The 15,590-nt window shown below is 66.2% G+C and carries 13 protein-coding genes and 1 pseudogene; 6 read left to right on the top strand and 8 right to left on the bottom strand.

The annotated features are described in order from the left end of the window. The first annotated feature begins 1 nt into the window (after position 1). Entirely contained in the window at positions 2-1,255 is a 1,254-nt protein-coding gene (moeA, locus tag G3580_RS13880) for a molybdopterin molybdotransferase MoeA (protein WP_173766442.1), read from the top strand. Between the two features lie 81 nt (positions 1,256-1,336). Here the strand turns inward: moeA and G3580_RS20400 are convergent, their stop codons facing one another. The 3 genes and pseudogenes from G3580_RS20400 to G3580_RS13895 form a co-directional block, all read right to left on the bottom strand. Further along, entirely contained in the window at positions 1,337-1,876 is a 540-nt protein-coding gene (locus tag G3580_RS20400; protein ID WP_173766444.1) for an OmpA family protein, read from the bottom strand. Between the two features lie 166 nt (positions 1,877-2,042). Further along, positions 2,043-3,287, bottom strand: a complete 1,245-nt coding sequence (icd, locus tag G3580_RS13890; RefSeq protein WP_173766446.1) for an NADP-dependent isocitrate dehydrogenase — start codon at positions 3,285-3,287, stop codon at positions 2,043-2,045. Positions 3,288-3,543: 256 nt separating this feature from the next. Beyond that, positions 3,544-5,771 (bottom strand): annotated as a pseudogene (locus G3580_RS13895) (NADP-dependent isocitrate dehydrogenase). Positions 5,772-6,186: 415 nt separating this feature from the next. On the opposite strand from G3580_RS13895, the gene aceK reads away from it, so the two are divergent. From aceK to G3580_RS13920, 5 genes are all read left to right on the top strand, one after another. Beyond that, a complete protein-coding gene (aceK, locus tag G3580_RS13900; protein ID WP_173766448.1) occupies positions 6,187-7,974 on the top strand; it encodes a bifunctional isocitrate dehydrogenase kinase/phosphatase in 1,788 nt (595 codons plus the stop codon). Beyond that, entirely contained in the window at positions 7,971-8,936 is a 966-nt protein-coding gene (locus tag G3580_RS13905) for an MBL fold metallo-hydrolase (RefSeq protein WP_173766450.1), read from the top strand. Before aceK ends, G3580_RS13905 begins: the two co-directional genes overlap by 4 nt. A 13-nt stretch (positions 8,937-8,949) precedes the next feature. Beyond that, positions 8,950-10,056: a YeeE/YedE family protein gene (locus G3580_RS13910; RefSeq protein ID WP_173766451.1), complete on the top strand. Its 1,107-nt coding sequence runs from the start codon at positions 8,950-8,952 to the stop codon at positions 10,054-10,056. Between the two features lie 41 nt (positions 10,057-10,097). Continuing rightward, a complete protein-coding gene (locus tag G3580_RS13915) occupies positions 10,098-10,532 on the top strand; it encodes a GNAT family N-acetyltransferase (protein WP_173766453.1) in 435 nt (144 codons plus the stop codon). A 105-nt stretch (positions 10,533-10,637) separates the two neighbouring features. Beyond that, positions 10,638-11,375 carry a substrate-binding periplasmic protein gene (locus G3580_RS13920; RefSeq protein ID WP_173766455.1) on the top strand — a complete coding sequence of 246 codons (738 nt, stop codon included), beginning with the start codon at positions 10,638-10,640 and terminating at the stop codon, positions 11,373-11,375. Between the two features lie 66 nt (positions 11,376-11,441). On the opposite strand, the gene soxB is transcribed toward G3580_RS13920, so the two are convergent. The 5 genes from soxB to soxY all read right to left on the bottom strand — a co-directional run bounded on the left by soxB (position 11,442) and on the right by soxY (position 15,568). Continuing rightward, entirely contained in the window at positions 11,442-13,166 is a 1,725-nt protein-coding gene (gene soxB / locus G3580_RS13925; RefSeq protein WP_173766457.1) for a thiosulfohydrolase SoxB, read from the bottom strand. A gap of 102 nt (positions 13,167-13,268) precedes the next feature. Continuing rightward, positions 13,269-13,868, bottom strand: a complete 600-nt coding sequence (soxX, locus tag G3580_RS13930; RefSeq protein ID WP_173766459.1) for a sulfur oxidation c-type cytochrome SoxX — start codon at positions 13,866-13,868, stop codon at positions 13,269-13,271. Positions 13,869-13,879: 11 nt separating this feature from the next. Next, positions 13,880-14,680, bottom strand: a complete 801-nt coding sequence (soxA, locus tag G3580_RS13935; protein WP_173766461.1) for a sulfur oxidation c-type cytochrome SoxA — start codon at positions 14,678-14,680, stop codon at positions 13,880-13,882. Between the two features lie 79 nt (positions 14,681-14,759). Then, the gene (soxZ, locus tag G3580_RS13940) at positions 14,760-15,071 is read right to left on the bottom strand and encodes a thiosulfate oxidation carrier complex protein SoxZ (protein ID WP_173766463.1); all 312 of its coding nucleotides are present in this window, start codon (positions 15,069-15,071) and stop codon (positions 14,760-14,762) included. Between the two features lie 29 nt (positions 15,072-15,100). Continuing rightward, the gene (gene soxY / locus G3580_RS13945; RefSeq protein WP_173766465.1) at positions 15,101-15,568 is read right to left on the bottom strand and encodes a thiosulfate oxidation carrier protein SoxY; all 468 of its coding nucleotides are present in this window, start codon (positions 15,566-15,568) and stop codon (positions 15,101-15,103) included. Between the last annotated feature and the right edge of the window lie 22 nt (positions 15,569-15,590).

Raw genomic sequence — 15,590 nt, forward strand, 5'->3', positions numbered from 1 at the left:
GATGAGCACCAGTACACAACCCGCAGTTGCCGCCAGCCGAACCGCCCTGTCGGTCGATGAAGCCCGGCAATCCATCCATTCCGCGCTGACCCCGATCCGGGGCTGGGAACGCGTGGCGATCCGCGACGCGCTCGGGCGCATCCTGGCCGACGACGTTATTGCGCCGCACAATGTCCCCGCCCACGACAACTCGGCGATGGACGGCTACGCGGTGCGCAGCAACGATGCCGCCGCCCCCGGGACCACCGCCCTGAAGATCGTCGGCACCGCCTTCGCCGGCACCGCCTTCTCCGGCCAGGTGGGCTCGGCGCAGGCGGTCAGGATCATGACCGGCGCCATGATCCCGCACGGCGCCGATTGCGTCGTGCCGCAGGAATTCGTCCAGGTCGAAGGCGAAACGGTGACCGTCACCGGCCCCCTCAAGCCCGGGCAGAATCTGCGCCGTGCCGGCGAGGATCTGGCCAAGGACGCCCCCGCGCTGAGCGCCGGCACCCGCGTCGGCCCGGCCGAACTCGGCCTCATCGCCTCGCTGGGCGTTGCCGAAGTCACGGTCCGCCGGCGCCTGCGTGTCGCCTTCTTTTCTACCGGTGACGAGGTCGCCTCGATCGGCAAGCCCCTGGCCCCCGGCCAGATCTACGACAGCAACCGCTATACGCTGTTCGGCGTGCTCACGCGGCTGGGCTGCGAGCTGATCGACATGGGCGTCATCCCGGATCGCCCCGAAGCCCTCGAAACCGCGTTCGCCGACGCGGCCGCCAGTGCGGACGTGATCCTCACCTCGGGCGGCGTATCGGTCGGCGAAGCGGACTTCATCAAGGACATGATGGCGCGCATGGGCGAAGTGGATTTCTGGAAGCTCAACATCAAGCCGGGCCGGCCCATGGCCTTCGGCCGCATCGGCACGACCTGGCTGTTCGGCCTGCCGGGCAACCCGGTGGCGGTCATGGTGACGTTCTACCAGTTCGTCCAGGACGCCCTGCTCACGCTGATGGGGGTCGAACCGCTACCCGAGCGCCCCACCCATCCGGCACGCTGCCTGGCGGATATCCGCAAGATGCCCGGGCGTCGCGAATACGTGCGCGCCATCTTCCGCCAGGAAAACGGCGAGGCGACGGTGCAGCCGACCGGTGCCCAGGGCTCGGGCGTGCTCCGTTCCATGTCGGACGCCAACTGCTTCATCGTCCTGCCCGAGTCGCGCGAGAGCGTGACGGCCGGCGAGACGGTCGAGGTGCAGATGTTCGACGGCCTGATCTGACGCGCCATAAAGAAAAGGCCGGGCACCGCCCGGCCTTTTCACATCGACCGGGGGCAATGCCCGGTCATCACTCAGCCGCGCTCACGGCGCCGCAATGACAATCTCGACCCGACGGTTGGCGGCACGCCCCTCCGCGGTGGCATTGTCGGCCACCGGCTCGTCTTCGCCGTGGCCTTCGGCGGTCATGTGGCTGGTCTCGACCCCCTTGCCGGCGATGTAGGCGCGTACCGCGTCGGCACGCGCTTCGGACAGGGCCTGATTGTAGCGGGCGCTGCCGGCGCTGTCGGTATGGCCGACGATCACGGCGCGACTGGCGGACACGGCGGTCATCGCCGTCGCGATCCGGTCGAGCGCCTCACGCGCAGCCGGATCGACCTCGCTGCTGCCCGACGCGAAGGCCATGGCGCCCGGCATGGTGACGCGCACACCGGTGGCGCTGGATTCGACGGTCACCCCCATGGCATCCAGCCCCTCGAGCTGGGACTGCAGTTGCGCGACCGGCGAGACAACGACCGGCACCGGATCGGTTTTGGCGACCGGTTGAACGGGCGCCTGGGTGGCACACGCGGACAGCAAGGTGAGCAGGACAGGGACGAATACGGTCTGCGGGGACAACTTCATGAGGAAACCTCTCGGACAAGCGACAAAGACATGGATTCAAGCGGCGACGCGCGCCACAAAAACCTGACCATCATATCTCATATGTCATACATCCGCAGTCCCCGCCATGTGCCCTGTGCACGAAAAACCCCCGCCGCAGCGGGGGTCCTGATGGCGCCGGACCAGCTTACATGCGCGCGATCATCGCATCACCGAACTCCGAGCAGGACACCTCGTCGGCCCCCTCCATGAGGCGGGCGAAGTCGTAGGTGACCTGCTTGTCGGCGATGGCCGCCTCCATGCCCTTGATGACCAGATCGGCCGCCTCGGTCCAGCCCAGGTGACGCAGCATCATCTCGGCGGAAAGAATCAGCGAGCCCGGATTGACCTTGTCCAGACCGGCATACTTGGGCGCGGTACCGTGGGTGGCCTCGAACACCGCATACTGGTCGGAGATATTGGCCCCCGGCGCGATGCCGATGCCGCCGACCTGCGCCGCCAGGGCGTCGGAAACATAGTCGCCGTTGAGGTTCAGGGTGGCGATCACGTCGTACTCGGCCGGACGCAGCAGGATCTGCTGCAGGAAGGCGTCGGCGATCACGTCCTTGACGATGATCTCCTTGCCGCTCTTCGGGTTGGTGAACTTGCACCACGGGCCGCCGTCCAGTTCCACGGCGCCGAATTCGTTCTTGGCCAGGGCATAGCCGAAGTCGCGGAAGGCGCCTTCGGTGAACTTCATGATGTTGCCCTTGTGCACCAGCGTCACGCTGGCACGATCGTTGTCGATGGCGTACTGCATGGCGGCGCGCACGAGTCGCTCGGTGCCTTCCTTCGAGACCGGCTTGATGCCGATGCCGGAGGTCTCCGGGAAGCGGATCTTCTTGACGCCCATCTCGTTCTGCAGGAAGGCGATGACCTTCTTGGCGCCATCACTCATGGGCTCCCATTCGATCCCGGCGTAGATGTCTTCGGTGTTCTCGCGGAAGATGACCATGTCCACCTTGGACGGGTCCTTCAGCGGCGAGGGCACGCCGTTGAAGTAGCGCACCGGGCGCACACACTGGTAGAGATCGAGCTCCTGGCGCAGTGCCACGTTGAGGGAACGGATGCCGCCGCCCACCGGGGTGGTCATGGGGCCCTTGATGGCCACGGCGAATTCCTTGAGCGCGTCGAAGGTCTCCTTCGGCAGCCACTCGTCGGGACCGTAGATCCGGGTGGACTTCTCGCCGGCATAGACCTCCATCCAGTGGATCTTCTTCTCGCCGCCATAGGCTTTCCGAACCGCAGCGTCGATCACCTTGATCATGACCGGGGTGATGTCGACACCGATGCCGTCGCCTTCGATGTAGGGGATGATCGGATGGTTCGGGATCGGCTGCCCCGCAACGATCTTCTGTCCTTCGGCGGGTACCTTGATGTGAGATGCGCTCATTCCTGCTCCCTCGTTTTGGCTCGTATAGGACACGCCAGCGCGTCGACCGGATCGGGGATGACCGCGCCTCCGACGGAATGCGTTTGGGAGGGGCCGGCGGGCGCTGCGCGTGGACGCACGACGATCGGCCGTGCGCTCCATCGCGGATTATCGCTCAAAATCGTGATGCGTTCCCGCCACGGCGGCGTCGATAACGCAACGGAATAAAAAAACGCCCGGCACATGGCCGGGCGTTTCCGTCCCTGAGCAAGACGCCTCACATGGCCAGCACCGCGTTGAACGTGGCGCTCGGACGCATGACGGCTTCGGTCTTCGCCGGATCGGCCTGGTAGTAGCCACCGATGTCGACCGGCTTGCCCTGCACCTCGGCGAGCTCGGCGATGATCTGCTCCTCGCTCTGGGCCAGCTGCGCGGCCAGGGGCGCGAAGAAGGCCTTGAGCTCGGCATCTTCGTCCTGCGCGGCGAGCGCCTCGGCCCAGTACATGGCCAGGTAGAAGTGGCTGCCGCGGTTGTCCAGCTCGCCGGTGCGGCGCGACGGGGACTTGTTGTTGTCGAGCAGCTTGCCGGTCGCCGCGTCCAGGGTACGGGCCAGGATCTTGGCCTTGTCGTTGCCCTCCTTGATGCCAAGCTCCTCGAGCGACACCGCCAGGGCGAGGAATTCGCCGAGCGAATCCCAGCGCAGGTGGTTTTCCTCCACGAGCTGCTGCACATGCTTGGGCGCCGAGCCGCCGGCCCCGGTCTCGTACATGCCGCCACCGGCCATCAGCGGCACGATGGAGAGCATCTTGGCCGAGGTACCCAGTTCCATGATCGGGAACAGGTCGGTGAGGTAGTCGCGCAGGATGTTGCCGGTCACCGAGATGGTATCCAGACCGCGCACGACCCGTTCCAGGGTGAAACGCATGGCGCGCACCTGGGACATGATCTGGATGTCCAGACCGCTGGTGTCGTGATCCTTGAGATACGTCTTCACCTTCTTGATCAGCTCGTTCTCGTGCGGACGATAGGGGTCGAGCCAGAACACCGCGGGGTGTTGGAGTTGCGGGCACGGGTGACGGCCAGCTTGACCCAATCGCGGATCGGCGCGTCCTTGACCTGGCACATACGCCAGATGTCGCCCTCCTCGACCTGCTGCGACAGCAGCACTTCGCCGGTGTCGATGTCGGTGATGTTGACCGCACCGGCTTCGGCGATCTCGAAGGTCTTGTCGTGGGAGCCGTATTCCTCCGCCTTCTGCGCCATGAGGCCGACGTTCGGCACCGTGCCCATGGTGGCCGGGTCGAAGTTGCCGTGCCATTTGCAGAAGTTGATCATCTCCTGGTAGATGCGGGCGAAGGTCGATTCGGGCATCACGGCCTTGCATTCGTACTGCTTGCCGTCGGCGCCCCACATCTTGCCGCCGGAGCGGATCATGGCCGGCATGGAGGCGTCCACGATCACGTCGTTGGGCGAGTGGAAGTTGGTGATCCCCTTGGCCGAATCCACCATCGCCAGCTCGGGGCGGTGCTCCTGGCAGGCGTGCAGATCGCGGATGACCTCGTCGCGGATCGACTCGGGCAGGGTCTTGATCTTGTCGTACAGATCGACCATGCCGTTGTTCACGTTGATGCCCAGCCTGTCGAACAGCTCGCCGTGCTTCTCGAAGGCGTCCTTGTAATAGATCTTCACGCAGTGGCCGAACACGATGGGGTGCGAGACCTTCATCATGGTGGCCTTCACATGCAGCGAGAACAGGATGCCGGCCTCGCGGCAGTCCTCGATCTGCTGCTCGTAGAACTCGCACAGCGCCTTCTTGCTCATGAACATGGAGTCGATGATCTCGCCGTCGAGCAAGGCCACCTGGTCCTTGAGGACGACGGTCTTGCCGCTATCGGTGATCAGCTCCATCCGCACGTTGCGCGCCTTGTCGAGGGTCATCGACTTCTCGCCGTGATAGAAGTCGCCGTGCTCCATGTGCGACACATGGGTGCGCGACCACTGCTTCCACTCGCCCATCGAATGGGGGTGTTTCTTGGCGTAGTTCTTGACCGCGGCCGGGGCGCGGCGATCGGAGTTGCCCTCGCGCAGCACCGGGTTCACCGCCGAGCCGAGGCACTTGCCGTAGCGGACGCGAATGGCCTTTTCCGCGTCGCTCTTCGGATCATCGGGGAAGTCGGGAATCGCGTAGCCCTTGTCCTGCAGCTCCTTGATGCACGCCTTGAGCTGGGACACCGAGGCGCTCACGTTGGGCAGCTTGATGATGTTGGTGTCCGGATCCTGGGTCAGGCGGCCGAGCTCGGCGAGGTTGTCGGGCACCTTCTGGGCGTCGTCGAGGCAGTCGCCGAACTCGGCGAGCACGCGGGCGGACACCGAGATGTCGCTGGTGGCGATGTGGATGCCCGCCGGCTGGGTGAATTTGCGGATGACGGGCAGGAGCGAGCACGTGGCCAGCAGCGGCGCTTCGTCCGTGAGCGTGTAGATGATGGTCGACTGACGCGACGTCATGGAAAACCTCCCTCAAGGTAGAGTCGGCCCGATGGCCGAACCGCCGTCGGCCCGATGGCCCACGGCACCACTTCCGGATCGGTCTGGTACAGCGAGTCATGACGCGCCGGCCCGATCTTGATGCCGGGTCCGACGCAAAGCCCGACGCCCTTTCGCGGGAAAGGGCGCGGTGTGCCCTGCTGCCTCCTGGGAGCTGCTCTGCCGGCAGACAGGGTCATGGGTCACGCGCTGGCGCATACCTCCGGTTTCCCGGAAGTCGGCAATTATACTGTCTGCAGCGTCTGCGTGAGGCGAGACGGCGTACCGCGCGCGGGCACGGGGCTCGTTCAGAATGTTAGTAAATGCTAAAATGCCACGATCCGGCGTCGGCGGAGCCCCACCCGACGCGATGCCGGATGCGGGTTGAGGAGGCAACATGGATGTCGCACTCGGTGAAGGCCCGGTGGCCCAGGCCATCGCCCACGCACTGATCGAGGGCTTCAACAAGCACTACCGGATCTTCCGCGAGACCAGCCGCAAGGCCAAGGCCCAGTACGAATCGGCCGCCTGGCAGGAACAGCTGGCGGCGGTGCGCGACCGGGTCCGCTTCTACGACGACCGGGTCGACGAATGCGTCACGCGCCTGCATCAGGAATTCGATGCCGACTCGCTCGACGACGCCACCTGGCAGCAGGTCAAGCTCCACTTCATCGGCATGCTCATCAACCACAAGCAGCCGGAGCTAGCCGAGACCTTCTTCAACTCGGTGTGCTGCAAGATCCTCCACCGCACCTACTTCAACAACGACTACATCTTCGCCCGCCCCGCGATGTCGGTCGAATACATCGAGTCGTTCCCGCCGGTGTACTCGAGCTACTACCTGCACGAGGACGGCTTTCGCGCCACCGTGCGCCAGATCGTCGAGGACTTCGACTGGCAGCGCCCGTTCGAGGATCTGGACCGGGACATCGAGCATGTGTCGCGCTGCGTGGAGGAGCACCTGGGCGGCGAGTGGCCGGACCGCGAGGTGAACTTCCAGATCCAGGTGCTGTACTCGGCCTTCTACCGCAACAAGACCGCGTACGTGATCGGCAAGGCCATCAACGGCTACCAGGAGTACCCGTTCGCGATGGCGGTGCGCCACAACGCCCACGGCAAGCTCTACATCGACACCCTGCTGCTCGACCGCTGGCGCATCTCGGTGCTGTTCTCGCTCTCGCGCGCCTACTTCCTGGTGGACATGGAGGTGCCCTCGGGCTATGTGCAGTTCCTGCGCTCGATCATGCCCAACAAGCCGCGCAGCGAGCTGTACACCATGCTCGGGCTGGGCAAGCAGGGCAAGACCATGTTCTTCCGCGACCTGATCTCGCACCTGCGCCACTCCAACGACCGCTTCATCATCGCACCGGGCATCCGCGGGCTGGTGATGCTGGTGTTCACGCTGCCCTCCTACCCCTACGTGTTCAAGATCATCAAGGACGTGTTCGGCAGCACCAAGAACATGGACCGCGCCACGGTCAAGAAGAAGTACCTGATGGTCAAGCAGGTGGACCGGGTCGGGCGCATGGCCGACACCCTGGAGTTCTCCAAGGTGGCGCTGCCCCTGTCACGCTTCCACCCGGACCTGCTCAAGGAACTCACCGACCTGGCGCCCACCGCCTTCGAACTCGACGGTGACTCGGTGGTGATTCGCCACCTGTATATCGAGCGCCGCATGACGCCGCTGAACATCTACCTCGAACGGGCCGACGAAGCGCAGACCGAGCACGCCGTGCGCGAATACGGCAACGCCATCCGCGAGATGGCCGCCGCCAACATCTTCCCTGGCGACATGCTGTGGAAGAACTTCGGCGTGACCCGCTACGGCCGGGTCGTGTTCTACGACTACGACGAAATCGAGTACATGACCGACTGCCACTTCCGCGCGATCCCGCCGGCGCCCTATCCGGAAATGGAGCTGGCCGGCGAGCCGTGGTACACCGCCGGCCCGCACGACGTCTTCCCCGAGGAATTCGCCACCTTCCTGCTCGGGCGGCCGGCCATCCGCAAGGCCTTCGTCAAGCACCACCGCGACCTGCTCGCACCGACCTTCTGGCAGCAGGCGCAGCAACTGATCCGCGACGGCCACGTCGAGGACTTCTTCCCCTATCCCCCCGAGCTGCGCTTCCACAACCGCTTCGCGCCGGAAGCCACGCCCATCGACACCGAGGCCATCGAGACATGAACGCCCTGCGCACCGGATTCGCCCTGTTCCTCCTGCTCGCCGTGGCCCTGTTCCCGCCACCGCTGCGCGCCGACGAGGCCATCACCCTCACCCCCATCCAGGTCGGCCCGCACAGCTGGTATTTCCAGGGCGAATCCGGTGCCGCATCGGCGGCCAACAAAGGCTTCATGTCCAACGCCGGCTTCGTCGTCACCGACGACCAGGTGATCGTCTGGGACAGCCTCGGCACCCCGGTCCTCGGCCAGGCCATGATCACGGCGATCCGCAAGCTCACGGCGCTGCCGATCAAGCTCGTCATCGCCAGCCACTATCATGCCGACCACATCTACGGCCTGCAGGCCTTCAAGGCCCTCGGGGCCGACATCTGGGCGCACCAAAACTCGCGCCTCTACCTGGCCAGCGACGTGGCCAGGGAGCGCCTCGCCCAGCGCCGCGACGCCCTGTTCCCGTGGGTGAACGAGGACACGCATCTGGTCCCCCCCGATCGCACCCTGCCCGGCGGGGAGAACTTCACCCGCGGCGGCCTCCATTTCCGCCTCATCGACGCCCATGGCTCCCACGCCCCCGACGACATGATGCTGCTGGTCGAAGAGGACGGCGTGCTGTTCTCCGGCGACCTGTTCTTCGATGGTCGCGTCCCCTTCGTCGGCGACGCCAACACCCGGCACTGGCTCAAGGCACTCGACAGCATGCTCGACAGCCACCCGAAGGTCGTCGTGCCCGGCCACGGCCACGCCAGCAAGACCCCGCAGCACGGCATCACCCTCACCCGCGACTACCTGATCGACTTGCGTCAGAAAATGGGCGCCGCCGTCGCCGACCTGACCGACTTCGAGACCGCCTATGCCGCCGCCGACTGGTCGCGCTGGCAGAAGCTGCCCGCCTTCGAGGCCGCCAACCGGCTCAACGCCTATAACGTATACATCCAGATGGAACAGGAAGCCTTGCAGGGCAACCGCTGAATCGGGGCGCACCATGGACATCACGTCGCTGCTCGACGCCTACGGCGAGAAAACGGTCATCTCGGCACTCGGGCTGGCTGCCGGGGTGCTGTTCGGCGTCACCGCCCAGCGCTCGCGCTTCTGCCTGCGCTCGGCGGTGATCGAGTTCTGGCGCGGTGCCTGGGGCGAGAAACTGTCGGTGTGGCTGCTCGCCTTCTCCGCCGCCCTCGTCACCACCCAGGCCTTCGTCGCTCTCGGCTGGCTCGACGTCACCACCGCGCGCCAGCTCTCGGCGCGCGGCAGCCTCTCCGGCGCGCTGGTCGGCGGGCTGCTGTTCGGGATCGGCATGATCCTGACCCGCGGCTGTTCGAGCCGCATCCTCATCCTCGCCGCCAACGGCAACCTGCGCGCCCTGCTCAGCGGACTGATCTTCGCGGTCACCGCCCAGGCGGCCATGAGCGGCGCCCTGGCCCCGCTGCGCGAGTGGCTCACCGGGCTGTGGACCGTCGAGGGCGGCTCGGCGCGCGACCTGCTCGCCGCCTTCCATCTCGGCCCCGTGGGCGGCATCGTGTTCGGATGCAGCTGGCTGGTGGTCGGCGTGCATCTGGTGCGCAAGCATGCCGTGCCGGTGCGCGGCATCGTCGGCGCCGTCGGCGTGGGCCTGGCCGTGGCCCTGAGCTGGCTGGCGACCTTCACGGTGGGCCGCCAGTCCTTCGATCCGATCCCCACCCAGAGCCTGAGTTTCACCGGCCCGTCGGCGGACATGCTCATGCTGGTGCTCGCCCCGATGGGCAAGTCCTTCGACTTCGATACCGGCCTGCTGCCGGGCGTGGCGATCGGCTCGTTCGTGGCGGCACTGCTCGCCCGCGAGCTGAAACTGGAGGGCTTCAAGGACGGCCCCTCCATGCGCCGCTACATCGCCGGCGGCATGCTCATGGGCTTCGGCGGCATGCTCGCCGGCGGCTGCGCGGTGGGCAACGGGGTGTCGGGCGCCTCGGTGTTCTCGCTCACGGCCTGGATCGCCCTGCTCGGCATGTGGGTCGGCGCCGGCCTGACCGACTGGTGGTTCGACCGACGCGCCGCCAGCCAGGCCCGGCTGGCCGTCGCCTGCGCCGAGGAGGCCGTGCCGGTGGCGCCATGACAGACGGCCTTGCCCGGCCACCGATCCGCTAGACTGCCCGCATGGACATCCGACTGGCCACCTCCGACCGGGACATCGAACGGGCCGCCGACCTGCTGCGGCAGTTGCGCACCCACCTCGACCGGGCAACGCTGATCGAGCGCATCCGGACCCAGCAGCGCGACGGCTACCAGCTCGCCCTGCTGGCCCCCGCGGACGGGCCGGCCCAATGCGTGGCCGGCTTCGTGATCACCACGAAGCTCGCCTGGGGGCGCGCCCTGTACGTGGACGATCTGGTGACCGATGCCGCGACCCGCTCGAGCGGCGCGGGCCGACGCATGTTGGACTGGCTCAAGGCCTACGCCCGCGCGCAGGCGTGTGGCGAGCTGCATCTGGACTCCGGGGTGCAGCGCTTCGAGGCGCATCGCTTCTACCTGCGCGAAGGCTTCCGCATCGCCAGCCATCACTTCGCCCTCACGCTGGATGCGCCGCCTTGACGGCTCCGGGGAAGGAACGCACGACCGCCTCCCTTGCATGTGGGAACCGGCGCGCGCACCATGGACGGACGCACGAGCTTCGACGCTCCATCGCAAACAGACCCCATGACCCGGCGTTTTCTCCTCGCCCTGCTGTGCGCCACCCTGATGCTCCCTGCCCTGGCCGCGAGGGCGCAGATGCGCTTCTCGGTGGTGGAGGATGCGGTCCTGATGCAGATCAGCGAGCGCGTCCTGCAGGAAGCCTACCGGCAGATCGGGCTGAGCTTCGAACTCGAGGCTTACCCGGGCGCACGCTCACTGCGCTACGCCGAAGCGGGTTTCGTCGACGGCGAGGTGGCCCGCCTCGGCGGGTTGGAGAAGACCCATCCGACCCTGCTCCGGGTCCCGGTCGCCATCAACCGGCTCGAAGCGGTGGCCTTTACCCGTGACGTCCAGTTGAGTGTGCACGGCTGGCCGAGCCTGAAGCCATACCGGGTGGGCATTCGCCGTGGGGTGCCCTTCGCCGAACGGGCCGCGAAACGCTATGGCCTCGACAGCCAGATCGCCGACAGCGTCGAACAGCTGTTTCGCCTGCTCGATGCCGGCCGGGTCGACGTGGTCGTCGTCTCGCGCCTGAACGGTCTGGAAGCCCTCGACGCCCTCGGCGATACCGGCGTTCAGGCGCTCTCCCCACCGGTCGACTCCTTCCCCCTGTTCCATTATCTGCACGCGCGCCACCGCGATCTGCTGCCGGCCATCACCGCCGCATTGCGCAAGATGGACGGGACGGGACGCATCCGGCAGATCCGGGAGACCTTCATCGCCCAGCGCTTCGGCAAGCACGCCGCCCGGGCCACCCCTTGAGCGCGCGTGTCGGTACACGAAGAAGGCCGCCGGGTGGCGGCCTTCTTCATCGTCGGCGCACAAGCCTCAGGCCATGCCCGGATTGCCGGCCATGCCCTTGAGGCTGGGCATGTTGAGCTGGCGCGGCGCGATGGTCTTGTGGCTGCGCAGGTAGCGGGCCACCACGTCCCAGACCGGCTCGCCGGCGGCATCGCGCGCCGCTTCGGACACCGGCGCCCAGCCGGCGACCTTGTAGGTCTTGTCGGCGTCGATGGGTTTGCCGTTCAGGGTCATGTCGAGGATGCGCCCGCCCATGGCGGCGGTGGGGTCGCAGCCGTACTGCAGGCCCCCGACGCGCACCATGTCCCCGCCCTGCTGGTAGTACGGGTCGGGATTGAACAGGTTGTCGCACACGTCTTCGAGCACGGTCTTGATCATGCTGCCCTTCATCTCGGTGACGGTGGTGAACGGATAGGTGATGGCGGTCTGGTCGAGCAGCTGCTCCATGGTGATGGTGTCGCCCGGCAGCAGCGTGGTGCCCCAGCGGAAGCCGGGCGAGAAGGCGATCTCGGCGTCCTTTTCGGCCATGAGCGCGTCGAGGATGAGCTGGTCCCACGACCCGTTGAAGTTGCCACGCCGATAGAGCAGCCCTTCGGTGACGGCGAGCTTCTCGCCGAGCCGGTCGAGGAAGGGGGCGCGCACCTTGTCGATGTAGGCGGCCATGTCCGGATCGGCCGGCAGCAGGTTGGAGAACACCGGCATCAGGTGGTAGCGGAAGTCGCGCACCTTGCCGTCGCGCACGTCCAGGTCCATGACGCCGAGGAACTTGCCGTTGGAGCCGGCATTGGTCACCAGGGTCTTGCCGCCGGCGTTGTCGACGATGCTCGGCTTGGGCATGCCGTCGTGGGTGTGGCCACCGAAGATGACGTCGATGCCGGTCACCTGCGAGGCCATCTTCAGGTCCACGTCCATGCCGTTGTGCGAGAGCACGACGACGACCTGGGCGCCCTTGGCGCGCGCCTCATTGACCATCTCCTGCATGCGCTCGTCCTGGATGCCGAAGCTCCACTCGGGGGTAAAGTAGCGCGGGTTGGCGATGGGGGTGTAGGGAAAGGCCTGGCCGACGATGGCCACCGGCACGCCGTTGATCCGCTTGATGACATAAGGCTTGAAGACCGGGTCTTCGAAGTCGGTGGTCTTCACGTTCTGGGCGACGATGTCGATGGCCCCGGCGAAGTCCTTGCCCTCGACCTCCTTGACCCGCTCGGCCCCGTAGGTGGCCTCCCAGTGCAGCGTCATCACGTCCACGCCGAGCAGCTTGGCGGCATCGACCATGTCCTGGGCCTGGGTCCACAGGGCGGTGCCGGAGCCCTGCCAGGTGTCGCCGCCGTCGAGCAGCAGCGCGCCGGGCCGGCTGGCCTTCATGCGCTTGACCAGGGTCGCCAGGTGGGCGAAGCCGCCGACCTTGCCGTAGGTGCGCGCGGCGGCCTCGAAATCGAGGTAGGTGTAGGCGTGCGCCTCGATGCCGCCAGCCGGCACCCCGAAATGGGTGAGGAAGGCGTCGCCGACCAGGTGCGGGGCGCGGCCGCGCATGTCGCCGATGCCGAGGTTCACGTCGGGCTCGCGGAAATAGATGGGTAACAGCTGCGCATGGCAGTCGGTCATGTGCAGCAGGCTGACATTGCCGAAGCCGGGCATGTCGTAGAGCGTGCCGGCGGCCTTCTCGGCGCGGACGAAGTCGCTGTGCAGGGTCATGCCGCCAGCCGCGGCAACGGCCAGCATCTGCAGGAATTCTCGGCGATTCATGCTCATGGGTGCAGTCCTCGAGGCAAAAAAAGTCCGGCCTCGGACACCGCGCGCCGTGTCACCGGACGTGACGGTCGGGGCAGGCCGGGGCCGGACGGACGAGTCGGGTCAGGGTTTGTTGACCGGTGACTCCGGGTCGAACAGATAGGCCATGACGTCCTTGATCTGGGCTTCGGTCAGCAGCCCCGAATCCCCGTTGCGGGGCATGTTGCTGCAGGCGTTGAAGGCCTTGGCGTTCCAGATCTTGGCCCAGGTGTACCTGACCATGTCCTCGGAGGCGCCGCGCACCTTGCCGTACTCCAGCAGGCTGGGGCCGATGGTGCCGAAGGCGATCTCGTGGTGGCTCAGCTGGTGACAGTTGTAGCAGCCGCCGCCGTTGACCGCATCGGCTTTGTCTCGCCAGGTCAGGCCGCGACCGGAGATGGCGATCTTCTCGCCCTTCTTCCAGTCGCCCAGGTACTGGCCGTCGGCCGGATACTTGACCGAGGCGAGCTGCGCCGCCTCGATCTGGGCCATGCGCGCCTTGTCGGGCGTCTTGCCGGAACATTCCTTCTGGAAGTCGAGCTGGTAGAGCCGGTGCTTGTCGGCGATCCCCTTCGACCGGAAAGACTGGTCCATCATCTGCTTGAACTCGACATAGGTGTCATCGGCCAGGGCCAGATTCGCCGCGAGCGCCAGGGGCGCGATCATCATGAGTTTCAGTTTCATCGCCGTCCTCCTCAACGCTTGATGCCCGGGGTGGCCATGGTCGCCCCGTTGGCCTTGGCCGCCATGTATACCGACAGGGCCTGGGTCACTTCCGAGCCATAGACCGGCTCGGGGAAACGCTGCTGGCGATAGCAGTCGTTCAGGCGGTGCTGCATGGTCCAGAACTGGCCGTTGGAGACGCGGTAGGCGGGCCAGGTGGTCCAGCCCGCGGCCGCGCCCTTGGCGGTGGTGAGGTTGGGCAGGTTCTGCATGCGGATGCGCTTGTCGTCGTCACCGTGGCAGGTGGCGCAGGAGAAATCCATCGGGCCGGCGCGATAGAAGAAGGCCATCTCGCCGAGCTTGTACATGCGCTTCATCTCCGGATTGTGCATGTCGACCCTGACCTTCGCCCCTTTGGACTGGCCGACGACGTAGGCGACGATCTGCTCCATCTTCTCCATCTCGTCCTTGCCGAACTTGCCCTTGATGAACTTCTCGGGCGGGATGCCCTGCAAGGTGTCCATGCAGGTCATCAGGCGGCTCTCGAGGTCCTGAACCTTGCCCGTATCCTTGAAGTAGCGCGGCATCTGGGCATAGGCGCCCTTGACCACGCCGGGGCCGAGCCCCAGGTCACATTGCGCCAGCGAGGCGTTCTTGGGGCCACGCGCGGTGGTCCACAACTCCTCTCCGGCCATTTCCCAAAGCTCCGAGGGATTGCCGTCGGCCAGCATCTGGCGGTATTCGTCCAGGCTGTCCTGATTGGCATCCGCCCAGGCGCCCGTCGCCACGGCAGACAGGCCGGCAAGGGCGGCGCACAGCAGTCGCTTCTTCATTGTCTCTCCTCCTCTGTTCGAACCGGTGCCCGGGGGCCGACGGCGGGCAGCGCACGCCCGCCACACCGGCGGGCCCACGTCACTTGATGACGACTTCGTCGGTGCGGCTGTCGCCCTTGTTGTCGACCCAGGCCACGCTCACCTTGTCACCGGCGGCGCCGCCCTGGAAGTCGAACTTCAGGTACGGATTCTTCGACACCGACGGGCCGAAGTTGGCCGCCAGCACGACCTTGTCGTTGTGCTTGGCAGTCAGCTCGGTGATGAAGTGGGCCGGGATCTTGTTGCCGTCGGCGCCCTTGCGCTGGCCGGTCTCCATCACGTGGTTCATCAGCACTTTCACAGTCGTCACGCCGCCTTCGTTGGTGGCGCGGATACGCATCGGATTACCCATGTTTCAAATCTCCTTGTCCGGACCGGCGGTCAGCCGCCACATCCACCGAGGGTGACCTTGATTTCCTTCTTGGCCATGTAGAACTTGTCGCCCGCCTTGACCAGCGCGAACACGTTGGAGGTCTGGCCCATCTTCACCCGGGTCTGGATGTCGGCCATGGTGCCCTCGGGCAGCGTGAAGGTGGCCGCCAGGGTGTTCGGGTTCTTCTCGACCAGGATCGCGATCTGCTGCGCCCCGGGGAGCTTGCTCGACACCGCCACCGGCACCACGGCACCGTTTTCGGCGATGTCCGCCGCGGTCAGCACCACGTCACCGCTCTCGGCGGCATCCGAGGCACCGAGTGCCTTGAGCGCCTCGTCCAGACTCTTGGCGTCGAACGCCACCTTGTTCCATTCGGCGCGGGCCACTTCCGGCTTCAGCAATCCGGCGGCGACCAGCACGCCGAACAAGCCCATGCCGGCACCGGCCTTGAGCGCTTCCCTACGTGATTGATTCATATCTCTCTCCTCTATCGCTGCT

The sequence above is a fragment of the Nitrogeniibacter mangrovi genome (genome assembly GCF_010983895.1).
Lineage (GTDB): Bacteria > Pseudomonadota > Gammaproteobacteria > Burkholderiales > Rhodocyclaceae > Nitrogeniibacter > Nitrogeniibacter mangrovi.